17 protein-coding genes and 2 pseudogenes are annotated in these 21,446 nt (G+C 60.1%); 6 read left to right on the forward strand and 13 right to left on the reverse strand.

Annotated features, from left to right (window positions below; genetic code table 11):
* Positions 1-28 precede the first annotated feature (28 nt).
* Positions 29-2,584 carry a DNA ligase D gene (ligD, locus tag HDE77_RS02015; RefSeq protein ID WP_184415455.1) on the reverse strand — a complete coding sequence of 852 codons (2,556 nt, stop codon included), beginning with the start codon at positions 2,582-2,584 and terminating at the stop codon, positions 29-31.
* A gap of 261 nt (positions 2,585-2,845) precedes the next feature.
* Between ligD and HDE77_RS02020 the strand changes: the two genes are divergently transcribed.
* Together HDE77_RS02020 and HDE77_RS02025 are read left to right on the forward strand one after the other, a co-directional pair.
* The gene (locus tag HDE77_RS02020) at positions 2,846-3,337 is read left to right on the forward strand and encodes a DUF6496 domain-containing protein (protein WP_184415456.1); all 492 of its coding nucleotides are present in this window, start codon (positions 2,846-2,848) and stop codon (positions 3,335-3,337) included.
* Positions 3,338-3,367: 30 nt separating this feature from the next.
* Complete coding sequence (locus HDE77_RS02025; protein WP_184415457.1) at positions 3,368-4,312, forward strand: Ku protein; 945 nt, start codon at positions 3,368-3,370, stop codon at positions 4,310-4,312.
* A gap of 3 nt (positions 4,313-4,315) precedes the next feature.
* On the opposite strand, the gene HDE77_RS02030 is transcribed toward HDE77_RS02025, so the two are convergent.
* The gene (locus tag HDE77_RS02030) at positions 4,316-4,903 is read right to left on the reverse strand and encodes an alpha-ketoglutarate-dependent dioxygenase AlkB (RefSeq protein WP_184415458.1); all 588 of its coding nucleotides are present in this window, start codon (positions 4,901-4,903) and stop codon (positions 4,316-4,318) included.
* Between the two features lie 58 nt (positions 4,904-4,961).
* Positions 4,962-5,710: pseudogene (locus tag HDE77_RS02035) on the reverse strand (DNA-formamidopyrimidine glycosylase family protein).
* A 320-nt stretch (positions 5,711-6,030) separates the two neighbouring features.
* Here HDE77_RS02035 and HDE77_RS02040 point away from each other — a divergent pair.
* A complete protein-coding gene (locus tag HDE77_RS02040; RefSeq protein WP_184415459.1) occupies positions 6,031-9,153 on the forward strand; it encodes a PAS domain S-box protein in 3,123 nt (1,040 codons plus the stop codon).
* Here HDE77_RS02040 and HDE77_RS02045 read toward each other — a convergent pair.
* From HDE77_RS02045 to HDE77_RS02055, 3 genes are all read right to left on the reverse strand, one after another.
* Complete coding sequence (locus HDE77_RS02045; RefSeq protein ID WP_184415460.1) at positions 9,129-9,509, reverse strand: response regulator; 381 nt, start codon at positions 9,507-9,509, stop codon at positions 9,129-9,131. The genes HDE77_RS02040 and HDE77_RS02045 overlap by 25 nt on opposite strands.
* 149 nt (positions 9,510-9,658) lie before the next feature.
* The gene (locus tag HDE77_RS02050) at positions 9,659-10,762 is read right to left on the reverse strand and encodes a catalase family protein (RefSeq protein WP_184415461.1); all 1,104 of its coding nucleotides are present in this window, start codon (positions 10,760-10,762) and stop codon (positions 9,659-9,661) included.
* A gap of 318 nt (positions 10,763-11,080) precedes the next feature.
* Positions 11,081-11,233: a DUF3309 family protein gene (locus HDE77_RS02055; protein ID WP_343206047.1), complete on the reverse strand. Its 153-nt coding sequence runs from the start codon at positions 11,231-11,233 to the stop codon at positions 11,081-11,083.
* Positions 11,234-11,466: 233 nt separating this feature from the next.
* On the opposite strand from HDE77_RS02055, the pseudogene HDE77_RS20395 reads away from it, so the two are divergent.
* Together HDE77_RS20395 and HDE77_RS02065 are read left to right on the forward strand one after the other, a co-directional pair.
* Positions 11,467-11,644: pseudogene (locus HDE77_RS20395) on the forward strand (protease); the annotation flags it as partial.
* An 808-nt stretch (positions 11,645-12,452) separates the two neighbouring features.
* Positions 12,453-13,004 carry a type I restriction endonuclease gene (locus HDE77_RS02065; RefSeq protein ID WP_184415463.1) on the forward strand — a complete coding sequence of 184 codons (552 nt, stop codon included), beginning with the start codon at positions 12,453-12,455 and terminating at the stop codon, positions 13,002-13,004.
* 166 nt (positions 13,005-13,170) lie between these two features.
* Here HDE77_RS02065 and HDE77_RS02070 read toward each other — a convergent pair whose 3' ends face one another.
* Positions 13,171-13,953: an SDR family oxidoreductase gene (locus HDE77_RS02070; protein ID WP_184415464.1), complete on the reverse strand. Its 783-nt coding sequence runs from the start codon at positions 13,951-13,953 to the stop codon at positions 13,171-13,173.
* A gap of 127 nt (positions 13,954-14,080) precedes the next feature.
* Between HDE77_RS02070 and HDE77_RS02075 the strand changes: the two genes are divergently transcribed.
* Positions 14,081-14,980: a LysR family transcriptional regulator gene (locus tag HDE77_RS02075; protein WP_184415465.1), complete on the forward strand. Its 900-nt coding sequence runs from the start codon at positions 14,081-14,083 to the stop codon at positions 14,978-14,980.
* A 109-nt stretch (positions 14,981-15,089) separates the two neighbouring features.
* Here the strand turns inward: HDE77_RS02075 and HDE77_RS02080 are convergent, their stop codons facing one another.
* The 6 genes from HDE77_RS02080 to HDE77_RS02105 form a co-directional block, all read right to left on the reverse strand.
* Positions 15,090-16,052 carry a pyridoxamine 5'-phosphate oxidase family protein gene (locus HDE77_RS02080; protein WP_184415466.1) on the reverse strand — a complete coding sequence of 321 codons (963 nt, stop codon included), beginning with the start codon at positions 16,050-16,052 and terminating at the stop codon, positions 15,090-15,092.
* Positions 16,053-16,178: 126 nt separating this feature from the next.
* The gene (locus tag HDE77_RS02085) at positions 16,179-16,988 is read right to left on the reverse strand and encodes an alpha/beta hydrolase (protein ID WP_184415467.1); all 810 of its coding nucleotides are present in this window, start codon (positions 16,986-16,988) and stop codon (positions 16,179-16,181) included.
* A gap of 97 nt (positions 16,989-17,085) precedes the next feature.
* Positions 17,086-18,045 carry an MBL fold metallo-hydrolase gene (locus tag HDE77_RS02090; RefSeq protein ID WP_184415468.1) on the reverse strand — a complete coding sequence of 320 codons (960 nt, stop codon included), beginning with the start codon at positions 18,043-18,045 and terminating at the stop codon, positions 17,086-17,088.
* A gap of 46 nt (positions 18,046-18,091) precedes the next feature.
* Entirely contained in the window at positions 18,092-18,991 is a 900-nt protein-coding gene (locus tag HDE77_RS02095) for an alpha/beta hydrolase (RefSeq protein WP_184415469.1), read from the reverse strand.
* 54 nt (positions 18,992-19,045) lie between these two features.
* On the reverse strand, positions 19,046-20,008 hold the full coding sequence (locus tag HDE77_RS02100) for an alpha/beta hydrolase (RefSeq protein ID WP_184415470.1): 963 nt from the start codon (positions 20,006-20,008) through the stop codon (positions 19,046-19,048).
* A gap of 281 nt (positions 20,009-20,289) precedes the next feature.
* Positions 20,290-21,267: an AraC family transcriptional regulator gene (locus HDE77_RS02105; protein WP_184415471.1), complete on the reverse strand. Its 978-nt coding sequence runs from the start codon at positions 21,265-21,267 to the stop codon at positions 20,290-20,292.
* Between the last annotated feature and the right edge of the window lie 179 nt (positions 21,268-21,446).

A 21,446-nucleotide genomic window follows, 5' to 3' on the forward strand; every position in this document is an offset into this window, starting at 1 on the left:
GGCTGTCCAGGCAAGCAGGAAGTCCGACTCAGCCAAGCTTCCCCATGATGTTCTTCAGATCCTGCCGCACATCGTCAATGCCGGCCCACGGGTCCGCACGCAACCGCGACAACCGCTTGGGCGTGGAGCGAATATCAAAGTCGTGGCCGCTTTTGAGTTTGCCCAGCTCGGTCCAGCGAAGCGGCACGGCGACCGGCGCGCCGCTGCGTGCACGCAGCGAATACGACGCCACGCTGGTGGCGCCTCGGCTGTTGCGCAGGTAGTCCACGTAGATCTTGCCGCCACGCTTTGCCTTGGTCGCGGTCGCGATGAATTCCAGCGGATGTGCCTGCGCCACGGTGGCGGCAAAGGCGTGTGCAAAGTCCTTCACCTGCGGCCAGGCGCAACCCGGATTCAACGGAACGACGACATGCAGGCCCTTGCCCCCGGTGGTGCGCAGGAATGATTCCAGGCCCAGCTGTGCGAGCAGCTTGCGCATCAAGCGTGCAGCTGCCGCGACCCGGGGCCAGGCCACGTTGTCGCCGGGATCCAGGTCGAACACCACCCGGTCGGCCACGTTCGGCTGTTTGATGGTTGAACCCCAAGGGTGGAATTCCAGCGCGCCAAATTGCACCAGCTCGATCACCGATGCGGCATCCAGAGGATAGATGTAAGTGGCCTGCGCACCGGATTCCTCCTTCAGCTTCGCACTGCCCACGTGTTTCAGGCCGGTGATCACATGCTTCTGGAAGAAGCAGGGCTTCGCGGTTCCCTCGGGGCAGCGGATCACTGACGTCGGGCGACCCACCACGCCGGGCAGAAACCACCGCATGACGCTGGCGTAGTAATCGGCCACGTCCTGCTTGGTGTAGCCGTCATCGGCAAACACCACGCGATCGGGATGCGTGATCTCGATGTCGGCCGGTTTCGAGGCCGGCGATTTGCGACGTCCAGCATCTGAATTTTTCGCCGCCGGCTTGGTCTTGCTGCGATCGGAGTCGGCGAGGTCCGTAGGGGTCTTGTCGATACGCATGGTCTTGAGGCTCGGTTGGCGCAGCAGGTTCTTGTTGCCGATGCCGCGGTAGTACACCTCGGCGACTGCCGTCGGCTTGACCCACCGCGCCTCGCGCAATAGCGGGTCGATGGCGGTGAGTTTCACCGTGGGTTTGGCGCTGCCCTTGTCGGCGATGGTCTTGCTCAGTTGCTGCAGTTGTTCGTCAGAGAAGCCGGTGCCCACGCGTCCGACGTAGATCCAGCCGGATTTCACCTGAGGATCGGGCCGGGCCAGCAGCAGCGAGCCGAAGCCGCTGCGGCTGCCCTTGGGTGGCGTGTAGCCCACTACGGCAAATTCGTCGCTCTCCAGTCGCTTGATCTTGAGCCAGTCGTCGCCGCGGCCCGGGCGGTAGGCCGAATCAATGCGTTTGGAAATGATGCCTTCGAGTTTTTCGTCAGTGGCCATCTGGAATGCGTCCTGGCCATCGCCAATCGCATGGCTGCTGAAGGCGAGGTGTTTCGGTGCATGCGCCAGCAGTTTTTCCAGCAGTTGTTTGCGCTCCAGCAGGCCGACCCGCGACAGGTCGCTGCCTTCGAGATAGGGGAGGTCAAACAACATATAGACCAGCGGCAACTGTGCCTCGCCTGACAGCGTTTGCTGCAGCCCATTGAAGTCACTGCGTCCGTGCGCATCCAGCGCGACGAGTTCGCCGTCGAGGCGGGCCGAATGCAGGCCCAGCGATTCCAGTGACTGCACGATATCCGGCAGACGTTCGTTCCACGGCAGCGCGTTGCGCGACCACAGTTTCACTTCGCCATCCGCGATCGCAGCCAGGATGCGGTAGCCGTCCCATTTCACTTCATGTAGCCATTGCGTTCCTTCCGGCGGAAATTCGCGCAGGCGTGCCAGTTCGGGTTTGAAGAAATGACTGCTCGGGGCGGCCGGCCGGGCGCCGCTCAACGCGGCGGCCGCCTTGGCCAGACGCAGGCGGGGTCGCTTTTTCGCCGTGGGAATCGGCTTTTTGCGGGCGGTGGATTTCTTTGCCGCCGCCTTCGTCGCCGGTGTCTTCGCTGCCTTGCGGGTGCTACGGGTCATCTTCGCGTCGAGCAGATCATCGGCTTCGACATCACCGGCGAATGCGTCCTTGGCCTTGATCAGGAACCACGCGGGCTGGCGTTCCTTGCGGCCGCTGCGCACCAGATGCCAGCTGCCCTTGAGCCGCTTGCCAAACAGCTCGAAGCTCAGGTGGCCTTTTTGCAGCTGGGCCTCGGCATCACCGGGCGTGGTCCATACGCCACGGTCGAACTGATCGACATGGCCCTTGCCGTAGCCATGCTCGATGTCGCCCTCGAAGCCGGCGTATGAAACGGGGTGATCCTCGACCTCGACTGCCAGACGCTTCACCGACGGGTCGTAGCTGGGCCCCTTTGGCACCGCCCAGCTTTTCAGCACGTCGCCGACCTGCAGGCGGAAGTCGAAATGGCGACGACTGGAGTGATGCAGCTGCACCACGAAGATAGCGCGACGATCCGTCGATCCGATTTCGTTGGCGGCCGGTTCGCGTGTCCTGGAGAAATCACGCTTGCGCTGGTAGTCCCGCAGGCTGGCCATGATCAGCTGGTTGGCCGTTCTTCGTGATCCGTGGTGGTTTGGATGACACGTTCCCGCTTGTTGGTTGCTCCGCTACGCGAAGCGCGTGTGCTGAAAGGCATGGCAATGACACTCCCTGGATTAACAGCTGGCGGGTTCAACAACGCTAGCGAACAGATCGTGCTTCCCGGGTGAAGCGTTCATCATTTGCAGGTGTATTTGACAGCTCGTCGACATCACGAGGGGAATAGTCCGGCTACCCACTGCCAATGGAGAGCTGTCATGCCAGAGAAGAAAACCCAACGTGCCGCCAGCAAAGATAAAAAAGAAGGCAAGTCACCGAGTACCCAGGCAGGTGAATACGTGCACGAGGAAATCGAGCATGTACGCGAGGGAAAACATGGCGTGCGGTCGACCAAGCAGGCGATCGCCATCGGACTGTCCAAGGCGCGACGTGACGGGGTGAAGGTGCCGACCAGCAGGACCGCCAGCAAGTCGACCAGGAACAAGGCCGCCCAGGATGAGGCGGCCTCGCACGATCATCACAGACCCGCGGCAAAGCGCTCAGGGGCCACTACCAGCGCGCTGAAGAAGGAAGGCCACGAGGCGGCGTCGACAACCGCGTTGTCATCCCACGCAAAGAAGATCACCGCCAAGCGCAGCGCCGGCTCGCGTGCGGCCTCCGCGAAAAAGGCGGCGCACACCAAGGGTGCGGCAGGACCTTCGGCAGCAGCCAGAAAAGCAGCGAAGACTCGCGCGAAGAAGGCGTCCTGACCCTATCCACCTCACTGGAGACTGCATGACATGGCACGCCCGATCTGGACTGGAACACTTTCATTCGGCCTGCTCAACGTGCCGGTTTCGCTGATGTCGGGCGAGCGCAGCGTCGATCTGCATTTCCGCATGCTGGACAGTCGCAGCAACACGCCAGTGCGCTATGAGCGCGTCAACGCGGAAACTGGCGAGGAAGTGCCATGGAAGGAGATCGTCAAGGCATTCGAATATGAGAAGGGCAGTTATGTCGTGCTGGAGCCCGAAGACATCAAGTCGGCCGCATCGGAGGGACGCGAGGCAGTCGAGGTCGAGGCTTTCGTCGATGCGGATTCGATCGGGCCGGAATATTTCGAAAAGCCCTACGTGCTGGTGCCAGGCAAGAAGGCAGAAAAGGGTTATGTGCTTTTTCGCGAGACGCTCAAGCGCACCGGCAAGATAGGGATAGCCCGCGTGGTGATCCGAACACGCGAGTACCTGTCGGCCGTGATGCCCAAGGGTGACGCGCTGATGCTCATGCTGTTGCGCTACCCGCAGGAGTTGGTCGACGTAAACGACTACAAGATCCCCGAGGGTGCAGCATCAAAACACCGTATCTCGCCGAAGGAAATGCAGATGGCCGAGCAGCTGATCGATTCGATGAGCAGCAACTGGAACCCTGACGATTACCGGGATGAATTCCGCGATCGCCTGCGCAAGGTTATCGAGAAGCGGCTCAAGTCCAAGGGTGTGGTCACGCCGGCCATCGACGAAGAGGCGGAGACGCCAGAAAACGCCACGACCAACGTGGTGGACTTCATGGCGCTGCTGCAGAAAAGTCTGGCCAGCAAGAAACGTACACCGGCACAAAAACACTCATCAAAATCGGCGCGCAAGTCGGGCAGCAAGAAAGCGTCCGTCGCGAAGAAGCCGGTGGCGAAAAAGGCCAGCGCAACGAAGAAGACCACGAAGCGCGCAGCGGCCCGCAAGGCCAGCTGAACTTCATTCGGGTGGATTGCCGCGCACCCGGAACGCCAGGCTGATGCGTGGCCCCACCGCCTCGCGTTGCTTTGGGATCGAGTGGTCATAGTGCAGTTGCGTGGACCAGCTCATGAGCAGGAGGGCGCCGGACTCCATGTCCACCTGCAACACCCGACGCGGAGGTTGCTTGGCGCGGATTGTCATGCGTCTGGTGGCACCCAGCGAGAGCAGGGCGATCGGCTGATCGCGCTCGAGGTCGGCGAGCGTGTCGTTGTGGGGCGCCACGCTGTCGTGCTGATTCCGATAGAGGTTGAGACCGATGCTGTCGAACGGTGCGCCGATGGCGGCGCGCACCCGCTCAAGGGCATCACTCAGAAGGGCTGGCAGCTGCGCATCGCTTGAAGGGTAGTGGGCGCGCAGACGGGGCACGTCGACCTCGCGCTCGTACATCAGGCGTCGTCCGGCTTCCCAGGCGACGTTTTCGTGTAGCCAGTGGAACCAGGATTGCGCCGTGGTCGCATCCAGGAAATCCGGCGTCAACTCGATGAAGCCACTGGCGTCATCCAGCAGTCGGCGCTGACCCGTGCCGAACAGGCTCAGTTGCGACATCAGCTACACCGCGAAGGCAAGGTGGCCCCGTTGCGTCGGCGGGTGAAGTCATTACGGCTCACGGCTGTGAATCCTGCGTATAGCGTTTCTGACAGAGCCCGCAGTAAAAGCTGCGGCGGTCGGTCTTGCCCAGGTAAGCGCGGGTCAGCGGGATGTCGTGACGTGGGCAGCGGCTGCGATTGTGCACCAGCCAGTGCTTGCGAAGCACGAACGCCTTCTTCCACTCCAGAAACTGGAACGCGTAGACGCGCGCCTGCTCCACCAGTTCGCGCAGCTTGCGCAGGGGCAGGGCGCCGTGCGTGGACAATGGGTGGATGCGCGTACGGTAGAGCACCTCGTTCTTGATGATGTTGCCGACGCCCGCAAAGATGGCCTGGTCGAGCAACGCGTCGCATACCAACGTGTTCGGCATCTTGCGCAGCTTCGCGCGGGTGAGCGCGGGATCCCAGCTGTCCGCCATTACGTCGGTGCCCAGTCATACAGCTCGTCCAGGTCGCCCTCCAGCAGGCGCGCCGAGCAGGCGTAGAAGTTGAGCTCACCGTGATCGAAGCCCTGGCCTGATCGGGGCACCGCATCCTTGCGTGCTTCGATGCGATAGCTGCCGAACATCAGCAAGTGAATGCGTACGGCCAGCCGATCCGGTAGCTCGATCAGGAACTGCTTGCCGAAGCTGTGGATCGCCTCGAGCCGCTGGCCGGGCAGGCGTTGCATGTCGATCTTCGCGTTGCCTTCCGCGTATCGGATGGTCTGGCCGGCGAACGCCGCCGCTACTTCACGCAGGGTCCATATGGAAAGACCTTCCGGCATGGTTCTCTCCGACGTCGTCGGGAACACTGTGCGGAGCATGGCGCCAATACGAGGTGAACACCAGGCTGGGAGTTAGTTGTCCTCGTGTATGGGGGAGATCGCGCCCACGTGGATGCACGGTTGCTGGCTGGCGGCAACATGGTGAGCGGCACGTGAATTCCGTGGCATTCTCTTCACGCTCTGCGCGCGACTCTTGCCATCACGGGTTCTTCATTTCGGGGACCCTTAGCCCATCCGGGGACAACATGTTCGAAGACGACGTCGTGGCCGTAGATCGGGCCGAGTCAGTACCTCCGCCAGGCGAATGGTGCCAGTCCATCATGGACGCGTTGCCCGCGGCCCATTGCGTATGCGACGCGCTTGGCCTTGTCGTCGCCTGCAATAGAGCGGCCGTGGAGTTGTGGGGAGCCGCTCTGCCCCGTGGCATTCGCGGCGAAAGCCTGTTCCGGCAGATCCGCCAAGACGGGACCGAAAGTGTTGCGACGCCGTCGCGGGCATCCCCTTTCGACATCGTACTGGGCGCAGGGGAGCCGATATGCGGTGTGGAGGTCGTGATCGACACCGCGCGGGGCGATGCGCTGAACGCACTGGTCAGCCTGCGACCGCTTAGGGCCGGCAATGGAGCGGTACATGGCTTACTCGTCGAGATTCAGCCGGGCGGGTCGAGGGACGATCTTGAGGACCTGTTTGAGAATGGCTCGATCGGTCTGCATTTCGTGGCAGCAGACGGCACCATACTGCGCGCGAACCAGGCCGAACTGGATCTGCTCGGGTATCGGCGTGACGATTACGTCGGCCGGCATATAAGCGAGTTCCACGCCGATGCGGACGTGATCGCCGACATCCTGACGCGCCTTGGCGCGGGCGAGACGCTCGACAAGTATCCCGCACGGCTGATCGCCAGGGACGGGCAAATCAAGTATGTGCAGATCAGCTCCAGCGCGCGCTTTGAGTCCGGCCGGCTCACCCATACCCGCTGCTTCACCGTCGATGTCACTGAACAGCACCAGCTCGCCCAGGCAATCCACGAACGCGAGAAGCTCTCTCATCAGCTGCTCGAGGCCTTGCCGGTGGCGATCTACACCACCGACGCACTGGGGCGGATCACGTTCTATAACCAGGCAGCGGTTACGTTCGCGGGGCGAACGCCGGCGCTTGGTGAGGAATGGTGCGTTTCGTGGAAGATGTTCCTGGTCGATGGCACGCCGCTTCCACACGACCAGTGCCCGATGGCCGTGGCCATCCGTGAGCAGCGACCGATACATGGCGCAGAGGCTGTGGCGGAGCGGCCCGATGGCAGCCGGCTAGCGTTCGCGGCCTATCCGACGCCGCTGTTCGATGAGGCCGGCGTCATGGTTGGCGCGGTGAACATGTTGGTGGATGTCACCGAACACCAGAAAATCGAACGGGCCTTGCAGGACTTCAACGATACGCTCGAACGGCGCGTCCACGAGCGGACGCGCGAGGCAGAAGCGATCTACCAGGATCTGCATCGCAGCGAGCGCAATTTTGCGTTGCTGGTGGGCAGCATCGTCGACTACGCGGTTTACATGCTCGATCCCCAGGGCAACGTCACTAACTGGAATCGCGGAGCGGAGCGGATCAAGGGTTACCTGGCCAAAGAGGTCGTGGGGCAGAATTTTTCGCGCTTCTACACGCCCGAAGACCGTGCGCAAAACCTGCCGGCAAGGGCACTGGCCACCGCGCTGCGCGAGGGAAAATACGAGGCCGAAGGCTGGCGCGTGCGCAAGGACGGCAGCCGGTTCTGGGCCAGCGTGGTCATCGATCCCATCTTCGACCAGGGCAGCCTGATCGGATTCGCCAAGATCACCCGCGACGTCACCGAACGCAGGAAGAACGAGACCGCGCTGATCGAAAGCGAGCGTCAGTCGCGTGGCGTCATCGATACGGCGCTTGACGGCTTCGCGCAGCTGGATGCAACGGGGCTCATTCTGGAATGGAATCCACGTGCGCAGACCGTATTCGGCTGGACGCGCGAGGAAGCCGTGGGGAGCCGCCTGATCGACCTCGTGGTGGCTCCCGAGGATCAGGCGCGATTTGCCGAGTATCTGCCGCCGACCCTGCGCTCGGCCCTGTCACCCAGTGGCGGCGGACAAATCGAAGCGATCACGCGCGAAGGGAAGAGGCTCATCGTGGAGCTGAGCATCAGCGTGCTGGTGATGAATGACGGCATGCGATTCAATGTTTTCATGCGCGACCTCACCGAAAGGGTCCTGATCGAGGCGCAGCTGCGGCAGGCGCAGAAAATGGAGGCTGTCGGCCAGTTGACGGGCGGTATTGCCCACGATTTCAATAATCTTCTGCAGGGCATCATCGGCTCGCTCGACCTGATCCAGCTACGCATCAATGCCGGTCGCAGTGAGAATATCGGGCGCTTCGTTGAGGGCGCCCTGACGTCGGCGAATCGTGCCGCCGCGCTGACCCATCGGCTGCTGGCTTTCTCGCGACAGCAGCCGCTCGATCCACGCCCGATCGACGCGAATCCGCTGGTCACCTCCATGGAGGATCTGCTGCGGCGGACGATGGGTGAACAGATCCAGCTCGAGTTCGAACTGGCCGCCGACCTATGGTCGACGCTATGCGATCCCAACCAGCTGGAAAGCGCGCTGCTGAATCTGTCGATCAACGCACGTGACGCCATGCCTGCGGGCGGTCGCCTGACCATCCGTTCGCACAACGCGGACATCGATTCGACGAAGGCGGGCACATTGCGCGACGTGGCCTACGGCCAGTACATCTGCATCGATGTCACGGACACCGGCACCGGAATGCCACAGGAGGTCGTCGAGCGCGCGTTCGATCCGTTCTTCACCACCAAGCCCACAGGACACGGCACCGGTCTCGGCCTGTCGATGGTGTACGGGTTCGCCCGCCAGTCGAACGGCCATTGCGAGATTCGCAGCAAACCGGGCCTTGGCACCTCGATCCTGCTGTACCTGCCCCGGAACAGCGCGGAGGTGCAGGCGCCTCCACCGGTGCTCGCGTCCCACAGTCCTGCCGGCAGGGGCGAAGTGGTGCTGGTCGTTGAGGACGAGCCGGTGGTGCGGAAGATTGTCCTCGAAGTGCTGGACCAGTTGGGATACCAGTCGATCGAAGCTGCCAGTGGCGAGGTGGGGATGGAGGTGCTGGGTTCAGGGCAGGCGATCGATCTGTTGATATCCGATATCGGTCTGCCGGGTTTGAACGGTCGCCTGCTTGCTGATGCAGCAAAACAGCTTCATCCCGGGATCAAGGTCTTGCTGATGACCGGATACGCGTCGGGTGCCGCGCTGGCAGCTGGCTTCCTCGCGCCAGGCATGGAACTGATCACCAAGCCGTTCACCGTCCAGGCGCTGGCATTGCGAATACGCGAAATGATCGAGAACACCGAACACGGCATCCTGAGCCGCCGGTACCGTCAGAGCTTCAACGCTGACCGCTGAATGTCGAGCAGTTCCAGCGTGATCTCTTGCAGCGCCTGCACGCTCAATGGTTTGAGGACAATCCGGATCTGCGGGAACTCTGCCCTCAGCTCGGGCTGGTCCTTGCCTGACATCACCACAACCGGTATGCCACGAGTGACAAGGTCGAGCACGACGGGATGGGCGCTTTCGCCGCGCAACCCCATGTCGATGAAGGCGGCATCAATATCACTGGTTTCGAGTTCGTTGAGGGCATCGAACAGGCTGAGGTTGACCAGGGTCTCCAGTCCCATGCCCCGCAGAGTGTCCTCCACCACCATGGCGACCACCGGATCGTCTTCGACTATCAATACGCGCCGGGTTTTCAGTGACGACATGGTCTGCCTTGCTCCGGCCGGGAGCGGCCCGCTATCGTCGGAAGTCTATGCTGTTCAGCGCGCCAATTGTGCGATCCGGCCAGGAATGTGTCCGTGATTTGATGGCCCATCACCTCAGTTGGACCGAGGAGTGACTTCGGTCGAGCACACTACGAAAGCAAAGGGAGCGCCGAGGGCTCGGTGATCAGACGGTGATTCTGTCGAGCACGCACCTTTGACATCACTTCGTAGGCAACCTTGCGAGCACGCATGATGGAGCCCAGCGGTTGATGCGCGGCCAGCGCATGCCATGGATTGAACGCCATGCCGTCATCGATCGCCTCGGAGCGTGCCTCGGACCACGCTGTCTGCGCAGGCACGCTGAGCTGTGCCACGCTCAGGTAGGGACTTTTGTCCTGCGACCATTCCACCGAGGCATCTTCGATCGGCATGCTCGCCACGTCGGTGCACAGCTGCGCGCGAAGCTCCCACTCGCCGCCAAGCTGCGCGAAATGCTGGATCACCGCTTCGCGCAATCCGTTGGGCTTGTCGTGCAGGTCGACCGGGGCGTTCGTCAACGCCCGCAGTTCCGGTGATACCGGGACGAGCGATAGCTTCGCCACATAGCGGCCATAACGCACGGGCGCCTGCGTGAAATGGGTTTCGCCGAGGAGATTCGTTTCCGGGTGACCACCCAGGGCAATGACGGTTCCGCTCTTGCTGCCGAACGCCTCGATGAGCTTCTCGGTACCACGTGCTACGGCTGAAAACACCTTCTTCAACGCTTCTCCCTTGTCGGTGGTGGCGGCCACCAGTTTCAGACTACCGAGAAAATGCCTGGCATCCTTCGCACCGAAGACGGGACCGTTGATCATCACAAAATCCTGCGTCGCATCATTTTCCGAACCGGATACACGGTCGCCCGGCACGCCGATCAGCTTGATCGCCAGACCGCGCGGAGTGGACACCTTGTCGTCGAGCAGGTCGCCGGGAACGGTCGAGAAGCGCATTACCACTGGGTAGGTCCCGCCTTGAGCGAACAGGCCCTGCGCCAATTCCGGCGGCAACCCTTCCAGCACCCGCAATTCACCCGTCAGCAGGCCGTGGCTCTTTGCGTGCACGCTGCGCAATCCATGGTGGTTGTCGCGGAAAGTCGTCTCGTTGATCTTATGCAGGGCTTCAAGCAGCGCGTGAATGGTCTCGGCTTCGTCGGCTTCGGGTGTCTCCAGCGAGGAATCGTAATGCAGCAGTGAAGCGGGAATGAGATAAGACATGTCGTTCTCCTGACTCTGAGCGCTTGTAAGAACACCGACGACATCTGCGTCGGGTGCATCACCGCCACAGCACTCATGCCGCCGTCTCGCGTTGGAGAGGACAGGCCCCGCATCTTCCACCAATGCGCCGCCTGGGCTAATGGGGCTGTACCGACGTGCTGCCTGGTGAACCACTGTCGAGCGGATGCATTGCTTGATGCGTTGCACTCAGGTAGAGGCCCATCCCGAGCATGACGACAATCGAGATGACAAGGAAAAGGAATGCGATCCAGCGACTTCGCTTCTGCCGCATCGGCTTGTGAGGCATCAATGCGCGCTTCAAATGACGTGGAGCACCAGCAGCACAATCACGATGATGAGAACGATCCCGAGGCCGCTTATCGGCCGATAGCCCCATGAACGGCTATATCCCCACGTCGGCAGCGCACCGATCAAGAGCAAAATGAGGACGATGACGAGCAGCAATGAAATAGACATGGGTGGTGTCCTTGTCGTCAGGTGCGATGAGCCCTAGGCAAGGTTCGCAGTGGACGGATCCTCGCGCAGAATTTCGAACCTACGCGCGATTTATCAACGGTAGCGATGCATCGGTGCATGCAGTGTCAATGTAATCCTCTCTGGCCGATCACAGCGCATGCACGGGAAATGACTTGACCCGCATGCGTGGCCAGCAATGCTGGGTGTCCATCATCAAGGAGATCGTGATGACCCTGTTCAAGCTAAGCGGCCTCAAGGTCGCCGTGCTCGCCACCAACGATTTCGAGCAATCCGAATTGACCGAACCAAAGCGGCTGTTGGAAGAGGCTGGGGCAAAGGTTGGCTGGCACCAAGCACATCAGGGCTTGGAGCAACAGGAATTGGGGCGGCACAGTGACCGTGGATGTGGCGCTGGAAGATGCGCAGTCGGCAAGCCATGGCACCCTGGCGCCATTCTCGACACGCGCGCAAATGTCTCTCGACGTGCGGCGGCTCGGTAGGTGGGGCACCGGCGACTGCCTGTCCAGGTTCGCCACCGCTGGGTCGCTGGCAACCGCTTCCAAGGCCGCCTGAAGGTAGTCGACATCTCCCCATCAGCATGGGTCGCCATGGCGCGAGCGGGCGCCCATCGCGCTGTCGACCAAGAGGTCACTCCAAGCAGGTTTCCTCGGGCCGGCTGGGCTCGTTGCGATCTCGGTCAGGCGACCGACCCGGGCCCGTGAACGCATGGGTCGCAGACGTAAAAAAGCCCGCAGATGGGGAGTCTGCGGGCCTTGGGGGATCCGTCTAATTGCATGGCAGAGGAGGGGAGCCTAGCCATGCGGTGGGAGCGGTGTCTCACGACACGCACTTAATGTACTAGACGGTTCGTTAATGAAGTGTGACCGAAAGAAGCTGCGCATTTCGTTGAACTTTGCGCGTTTGCGCAAACTTCGATGAACGCCCAACAAAGTTTGCACGTTCCAGAACGATGGCTTTGGCAAACTTTTCCAGCCAGGCTCCTGATCGGAAAGGAACGGCTCTGGTCTGCCATCGAATTAAGCTCGTCCGAGATGGACAGCTCCCAACTTCTTAGACCCCGGGGCCTGGATCTATTTCGGGCCGGTTTCTTGACGACGGATTCCGAAGCTCTCGGAAAGCCTCATCTAAGGCCTCCTTTGTTAAGTTCTGGAAATGCGCGCTTCGGGTGGGCAATAGCTAGGGGCCCAGGTCAGTGGATGCAGGGACGAAACTGAGCGAACGCGACGTCTGCACAAAGTTCATCACCCCGGCCTTGGTCGCCGCCGGGTGGGACGTGCAAACACAGATTCGCGAGGAAGTCGGCTTCACCAAGGGCCGCATCATCGTCCGGGGTGGGCTGGTTACCAGGGGAAAGGCCAAGCGGGCCGACTATGTCCTCTACTACAAGCATCTGCCGCTGGCGCTGATCGAGGCTAAGGATCAGACCCGCGCCATTGCTGATGGCACGCAGCAGGCGCTGGGCTACGCCGCCACGCTCGATATCCCATACGTCTTCTCCTCAAACGGCAAAGGATTTCAGCTTCACGACCGCACCGGAACCTCCGAGCAGCTCGAGCAGTCGCTGGCGATGGATAGATTTCCCAGCCCCACCGAACTTTGGGACCGCTACCGACGCTGGAAGAGGTTCGCTCCAGAGCAAGAAAGCGCGGTGCTGCAGGCGAATTTCGACGAAGCAGGCGCGTTGATACCCCATAAAAATATCGCGCAGAGCCACTTCGCTCTCACGACGCGATCGAAGTTTTAGCTCTTCAACGAATCGGTCCATCCTTGGGGATGAACCGATTGTCCAAGGCGTCAACTTCCCAAAGGCAGTTGCACGATGACCGTGCAACCGATGCGGCTCGATCGATGGGATTTCGGCCTCACTGCACTGCCGTGGGCGATGAGCACGCGGCCTCCTCGGGAGCCAGTTAGATTTGCGACTGCCCGCCGTCAACGACGAGCTCGGTAGCCGTTATATAGCTGGCTTCATCGGATGCAAGAAACGACATCGCGCCGGCAATTTCGTCTGCCGATCCCGGCCGACCCAGTGGCGTGATTTCGGATGTTTGCGCCATGAACTGCTCAATCTGTTCGTCGCTGAAGCCCAGTTCGGTTTTGTACGCGGGTGTTACCACGGTTCCCGGCGCAACGATGTTGACGCGAATGCCTCGGCCCCTCAGATCAACGGACCAGGTCCTCACGAACGAGCGCAAGGCAGCCTTCGTCGCTGCGTACACGCTGAAGGCGGGAAATGCCTTGACCGCGGCGATTGATCCCGTGATCACGATCGAACCGCCTGACGACATCAACGGCAGCGCCTTCTGAACCGTAAATAGCGTCCCTTTTACGTTGATGTCGAAGTACTTGTGGAACTGCGCTTCCGTAATCTCGCCGAGGGGCGCGAACTCGCCACCGCCGGCGTTGGCCAGCAGTATGTCGAGCCGTTCCTCCACCTCTTCAATGAGCCCGAATACGCGATCGAGATCGGCGTTCTTTGAAACGTCGCCTTGGACGGCCGTGGCGTGATGGCCGATTTCGGCGATGGCCGAATCCAACTCACTTTGGCGTCGACCGGTGATGTAGACCTTGGCCCCCTCCAGCGCAAGTCGCTTGGCCGCTGCAAGTCCAATCCCTGAACTGCCGCCGGTAACCAATGCGACTTTGCCGGCATGCCGTTCGGCGTTGATCTTGGTGTGATCGAGGATGTTCATGTGCTCTCCAGTAGGGCGATTGCGCCCGGTGAGCCCAGTTAATGGGTCCCTGTTTCGATGGATAAACGGGCTCTTCGTGTTTTGTTTATCCACATGGGTAGATAATCGAGTGGCACGAGGAACGGCCATGGATCATCTGCAAGCCATTCGAGTTTTCTGCCGTGTGGTTGAGACCGGCGCCTTCAACCGCGCTGCCCGATCCCTCCAAATGCCCAATGCCACGGTGAGCAAGTGGATCCGATCCTTGGAGGTGCACCTCGGCGTCCCGCTTCTTGAGCGCAGTACGCGCCGCCTGCGGGTCACCCATGAGGGCACGGCCTACTACGAACGCATGCGCCAACTACTGGCCGAGTTGGATGATGTCGAGTCCACCTTGGGCCGCACTCACACCAACCCGCGAGGTCGCCTACGCGTCGATACCGGCGGCTCCACAGCCAGCGGCATTCTCATCCCGGCCCTGCCAGAGTTCCGAGATCGCTACCCGGACATTCACCTGGAAATCGGTGTGACCGATCGAGTGGTCGACGTCATTGGCGAGAATATCGACTGCGCCATCCGAAGTACTGCCAGCGACGTTGCACTTATCGCCCATCGCATCGGCAAACTTAAGTGGACGACCTGTGCCAGCCCAGCTTACCTGGCGCGCTACGGCACGCCCGACCATCCGAAGCAGATCCTCGAAGGAAACTACCCCGTGGCAGGCTATTTTTCTGCGCGCACCAGGGTCGTCCAGCCGCTCCACTTTCGGGACCATGGGGACTCTTTTCAAATCGACCCTCGAACGAGCGTCATCGTGAACGAGAGCAATGCACATCTCGCGACAGCATTGGCGGGTCTCGGTCTTATCCACACGCTTGATTTCATGGTGCGCCCCGCGATCGCCCGAGGCGAGCTGATGCCGATACTGGAGCCGTGGCGTCCTGAGCCGCTGGACGTCTATATCGTGTACCCGCCAAGCCGGCAGCTAAGTGCAAAAGTCCGCGTCTTTGTCAGTTGGATCACCGAAGTCTATAAACGGTATCAATAGGTTCTCTTTGTCTATACCTCCGTTTGCTACTGGATCAACCAAACAACAATGGGCCCATGGCTCAACCCCACGCTTGTCCAGTTACTTACGCGCCAAGAGCAGGGAATGGTCACGCCCCTTTCAACTGCAGGAGATCAAAGGCCGAATGTCTTCGGACCACGGTTCGAGGTACGAACCGCCAAAGACGTTCTGCTCCGGGATACGCATCGATATCAGGTCCGTCTAGCACTAGCTCCACGGCACCGCTAAGTTGAAGCAAGGTGCCTTGCTCGAAGTCCGCAAATGCCAGACCGGCGAGTGGATTTACTGCGAAGTTTCCGAGTGTGTTGAAAAATCGATTGCCCGAGTAGTCCGGCACAGTGAGCGTACCGTTCTGACTGGCACGGACAAAGCCAGCAGGCCCGCCTCGATGAGACACGTCGACCTGGCGCCCCGTATCCGGCAAATCCACGTACGACCCAACAAAGAATGTCTCGGCTCTCTCGATAAGAGAGCGCGCATCGCCATCCAGTACACTCAGCTCCTCGCGTCCATCCACCGGGTCGGTTGATGCAGGCCTGCCCACCACGTGCCTCACCTTGATGTACTTGGGGCAATTGCCGAACACTTGTGCCGTTCGAATGTCCATGTGGGAACTTGCCGACGCGACCACCTTTCCGTTCACTCGGTATCGCCGCCTCGTCGCGAAATCGATTCCCAGCAAAGCCACCGACTCTCCCGAATGGAGGCCTTTACGTGCGGGATCCGCTTCGGACAGTGCCGTGCCGATACTTAGCGTCCTGGTGTTGGGTGACGACAAGAAGCCCGGACTTCCTGAGACCACTGTTGCCCAGACGAGTCCTTCGTCATCCACTGACCCGATAACAAGAAGACTCAGGCAAGAGAAGAAGATGCGCTGCTGCTCGCTTAGCTGCGTATGGAAGATACGGCTCTCCAAGCCGGCGAATACCTGGTCCGCACCAATCGTGTGCTGCAGGGCTCTTTCACCAACATGCCATCGCACGACGGCGTCCGCCGCAAATCTCTCGATCATTGTCATGGCCTGCGCTTGACGTATTGCATTCGCATTCATCAGACGGCATGGCACGTCTCCACTGAGGAATACATTCCTACTCTCCGAAATCAAGTTCGGCGCCCTCGTCAAAGCGACGAGGCAATTCCAGGCGCGTCACCTTGCTCGGGGCGATAAGAATATCCATCAGGGATGCGCCAAATGAGCGGCATCCTCAATCAGCTTCGCGACGGCATCGGGGTGAGAGATCATCACCACGTGCGATGCGCCCGCGACAGCCACAGTACGGCGTGCGTGGGCTCTCTTCGCCATGAATTCGTGAGCTTTGGGCACGATGTTTTTGTCCAGGCTGCCGTAGATGAACCAGGATGGCGCCGACTTCCACGCAGGCGGGCCCTGCAGCTTGTCGTGGAGCGCAGCATCTGTGACCGGTCTCTGCGACACCGCCATGAGCTGCGCCGTCTCCAGAGGGACGTCCGCCGCGAACTGGTCCGGAAGGCGGTCCTGCTTGATGTAGAGATCCTTTCCGCCATCGCTGAGACTGACCGGGGGAGCCAGGGCGGGCCCCAGAGTGGCGCCCGGAAAATGGTCACTGATGTCGGCGGCGCTCTCGCCAGTATCCGGCGCCAGGCCGTCGACATATACCAGCCCTTTGACGTGGGGATTCCCGGAACCTGCCGCGGTGATGACCTGACCGCCATAAGAGTGGCCGACCAACACCACGTCCCCGGGGATGCTCTTCAGAAGATCGGTGACGCTCGTGGTGTCGATCACCAGTCCTCGCAGAGGCACAGCCACAGCGACTACCTTGACCTGGTCCTTGATAAGCAACTTCACAACGCCATCCCAACTGGAAGAGTCGGCAAACGCACCGTGCACCAAAACCACCGTTACGCCGGTTGCGTCGGGGGCAGCTGGTGTCGCGGAACGAACGATTGTCGAAGTTACTCCCAGAGCAATCGCGGTAGCGGCTAATGTGGTGAGAAGAACTTTCATCTCTACGTACCTCTCTCAGAAGCTATTGACGCCTGTGGTTCATGGCTCTTCGGTCAGACAGATCGATGGTCATCCGGCCACCCCGGATGACTCGCCGTCACTTGATACCGTCATAGACAATCTTGGTAAAGAAATCCGGGCCAATGACGAACTTTCCATATGTAGCGTCGAAGGCCGCTGTGGGTTTCGATGCGACAACATCGGCCAGCGATTTCCCCTGCTTCTTGAGAGAGCCCACGTTGTTACGGATACCGACCAACATGTCCCTGAATGCCACCAGGTCTTTCCGATTGCCGACAGGGCCGTGACCCGGGACGACGATGGTTTTGTCCGTGATGACGGCGAGAATCTGGTTGTCGACCTTGATCATGCCGTCGATGCCGCCGCCCTGCTCATTGTCGATGAAGGGATAAACACCGTTCCAGAACAGGTCGCCCAGAACAGCCACATCGGCCTTTTTGAAGTAGACGTAGAGGTCGCTGTCCGTGTGCGCGGGCACGACGGGTGTCAACACAATGCTCTCGCCGTCGAAGTTGTACGTCTTGGGGCCACTGATCACTACGGTCGGCATGCCGTCGGGTGCCATCGTCTTGAATGTGTATTTCCAGTCGTCCACTCGCGTGGGCATCGAGAGGTGTTTGACGGTGTTGGGGGTCGCGATGATCGTGGCGCCCGCCTGGTGAAGCCACGGGTTGCCGTCGGTGTGATCCCAGTGATAGTGCGTGTCGACGAGATATTTCAAAGGCGCGTTGCTGATCTTGGCCAATGCCGCCTGGATGCTGTCCTTGGACAGCGAGATACCGCCGTCGACCATGAACTTTCCGTCAGTTCCCGTCAGCACCGTGATGTTTCCACCGGACCCGGACACGACGGTGAGATTTCCGCGCAGGGGCGTCAGCACAATGTCGGGTTTTGCCGCGGCTTCGTTGATCGTGGTTACGGGGCTTATGGCAGGGACTTGTGCACTTGCAGGTGGGCACGAAAGGCCGAGTGCAAGGGCTATCCCAAGGATCGCCAGTCCTGATATCTCAGTCTGCAAACGGTTCGTCGTCAACATGGTTGCTCTCCAGCGTCTTTGATCACGCGTCTTTGCCCGTGGACTACTACTTCGTCACGCGCCTGGCGAGGAAGTCTCGAATGAGTGGAACGATGACGTCCGCCTTGTCCTCGAGCGCAAAGTGCCCGGTAGGAATCAGATGAAACTCCAGCTCCTTGAGGTCGCGCTTGTACGGGTGGGCACCGTCTGCCGGGAAGATGAAGTCGCGCTCCCCCCAGACAATGAGTGTTGGCGGCTGATGCTTTCGCAGGTATTCCTGGACCTTCGGGTAGAGGGGAAGATTCGTCCGGTAGTCGTACATCATGTCCAATTGGATGTCCGAGTTTCCGGGTCGATCCAGCAACGCCTGGTCGTGCACCCAGTTGTCCGGGGATACGCGGGTGACGTCATCGACGCCATCGGTGTATTGAAATTTGGTGGTTTCGAGTGTGAAAAGTTTCAACAGGGCCTTGGCGTTCTCGTCGGTGCGTTCCGACCAATATTTTTTAATGGGATCCCAAAATTCCTTGAGGCCTTCGTCGTAGGCGTTTCCGTTCTGCACGATCAGCCCGGTCACCTGATCGGGATGCTTTAAAGCGAGACGCCAACCGACCGGCGCGCCATAGTCCATGACGTACATGGCATAGCGCTTGATGCCGAGTTTCGAAAGCAATTGGTCGACCAGCTCCGCGTAGCGATCGAAGGAATAGGTAAAGGACTTTCGGTCCGGCATATCGCTTTGCCCGTACCCCGGGTAGTCCGGCGCAACCACGTAGTAGCTGTCTGCCAGAGCTGGAATCAGGTTACGAAACATGTGTGATGAGGTGGGAAAGCCGTGAAGAAGAAGTACGCAGGGCTTATCCTTCGATCCTGCCTCTCGATAGAAGATCTTGATGCCATCGATCTGCGCATACCGATGGTGCGTCACTGGCATCTGCTGCGTAGGGGTTGATTTGTCGTTGCTCATCGGATGTCTCCCGCGTTGTCGCTGGTCATGGCGGTTTAGGGCTTGCTGCACGGCCTATGCGGTCGCGAAGGCAAGCAGGTCCTGATTGAATCGCTCGGTGTGCGTGGCGAAGAGTCCGTGAGGTGCGCCGTCGTAGACCTTGAGCGTCGCGTTCTTGACGATTTTTGAGGAGAGCATCGCCGAGTCCGCGATCGGTACGATCTGATCGTCATCGCCGTGAATGATCAGGGTTGGCACATCGATCTTCTTTAGATCCTCGGTGAGGTCGGTCTCCGAAAACGCCTTGATGCAATCGTAGGAACCCTTCAACCCTGCCTGCATCGACCACAGCCAAAAGCTGTCTCGTATGCCCTGTGAGACTTTTGATCCCGGCCGATTCGCGCCGTAGAAAGGCGCACTCAGATCCTTGTAGAACTGCGAACGGTTGTTGAGGACACCTGCACGGATATCGTCAAAAACGCCGATGGGAAGGCCGCCGGGGTTGGCTGCTGTCTTCAACATCAACGGTGGAATCGCACTGACCAGCACGACCTTCGACACGCGTTTGGTGCCATGGCGGCCGACATATCGCGTGACTTCGCCACCGCCTGTGGAATGGCCAACCAGAATGATGTCCTTTAAATCGAGCGCCTCGATAAGATCGGCAAGATCGTCGGCGTAAGTGCCGAGGTCGTTTCCCGACCACGGCTGATCGGAACGCCCGTGCCCACGCCTGTCGTGGGCAACACCGCGAAAACCATGAGATGCCATGAGAAACATCTGGTTGTCCCATGCATCCGCCATCAGCGGCCACCCGTGGGAGAAGACCACGGGTTGACCCGTTCCCCAGTCCTTGTAGAAAATTCGGGTGCCGTCCTGCGTAATGACCGCGCGTTTCGCGGGGGAGTCAGCGTGTGACCCGGAAGCGCTTGGGCCGCTCGTCTTGGTTGCGTTGACGGGCGGTGTTGCTGCAGCGACAACGGCGAGTCCACCGACGACAAAGTTGCGCCTTGTGGCTGACGTTGTGTTGGATCTCATGGGTAAGTACCTCCTGAAGTGCGCATGCCGCCGTCTTTGATGTCGCTGACAAGCGCTTGGACAAGTGACGCGGAAGGGGGCGGTGCTTGCCGCCTCAGCCGGTGAGTCCGGGCTTTGCTCCCGTGTCTTGCGTCATTCTCCCCAAGCGACAAGGGCGGTCTGACTGAATTGACTGTGCTAAAGGTTCACTTCGCGTGTCGCCAGCTGCACCTTACGAGCTGTTGAAGCGCAGAGATTGGATAAACAAGGGCCATTTGCAGAATTGTCCGAACAGGTGGTTGTCAGAGCGTGGCTGACCATGCGCTTTGAGCAGCCGATGCGCGTTGTTCTTGGGATGAGCGGAAGTGCGCGCACTCCGAGCGGCGCCACGCCGACGGACTTGCCTTTACCCGGCGTGAAAAGACCCGCGTAAAGTGGCTTTGATCCGAGAATCCGGAGGCAGAAGCGATACTGGCCAGTGGCTCATCCGTGCCGAGAAGTAGCTTCTTGGCCAAGTCGATGCGGCGATTCAAGAGCCACTGGTGCGGCGCGCTTCCCGTCGTGTTCTTGAACAGATAGGAGAAGTGGCTCGGCGAAAGCGCACACGCGCACGCCAGATCTTCGATAGATAGCCTTCTTTCAATCTTTTCGGAGACGATCTCGTTGACCTTTTGAATTTGCCAGGGGGCTAATCGATCGCGATCGAACGTCGACTTGGCTTTTACGCAGTAGTACGTGCGAGCCACGTGGGTGACCACCGCATCCATGATCTGTTCGGTATGGGAGGCCGCTGGCTCTCCTTGCGATTCGAGCAAGGGAAGGCAGGCAAGTGCGAGATATTTCAGAAGTGGATCGAACAGTGAGAGTCGCGCTGGCATTCTTTCCAGGGGCACTACGCTCTTGCCCTCTGTGCCGCCCGTCAGTTCGTCAAGACGTGATTTGGGGAAATGGAACTGGACGCAATTGAGAGATCGACGAACAACGCTGTTCCAGCAATACGCCCGGTCATAGATACCCACCATGCCTTCCGACTGAAACGGGAGGGCAACGCGTTGCGCGTTGCACCACATGTCGTGGCCAATGTAGCTTTCGAGATAGACCACCACGGTGAACATCGACCTGCAGGGCAATGATTCGCAGACCACTTCACTAGCGGGTTGGATGCGATCGTGATTGATGACGCAGCGCGGTGAAGTGATCGAGATGCCGGAGCGCAGGACGCTACCGTCACCGTCGCGCTGGAACATCAAGCTCATCAGGGTGGTTTCTTCATCGAGCATGGCATGCCCCTAATCAAAGATGGAGCCTCAGTTCCCCTGATAGAATAAAGAGCAGGCAGCCCTGGCGGTGATCGGGCTACCTTCGACATTGCAGGACGCCTCGATAACCGAGCGACGTCACCTCGTCCGAGTGGTATCCGCTTCTGTATGCCAATCCAGCCCTGAGCCAACGCCGGGAC

Source organism: Rhodanobacter sp. MP7CTX1 (genome assembly GCF_014205795.1).
Taxonomy (GTDB): Bacteria; Pseudomonadota; Gammaproteobacteria; order Xanthomonadales; family Rhodanobacteraceae; genus Rhodanobacter.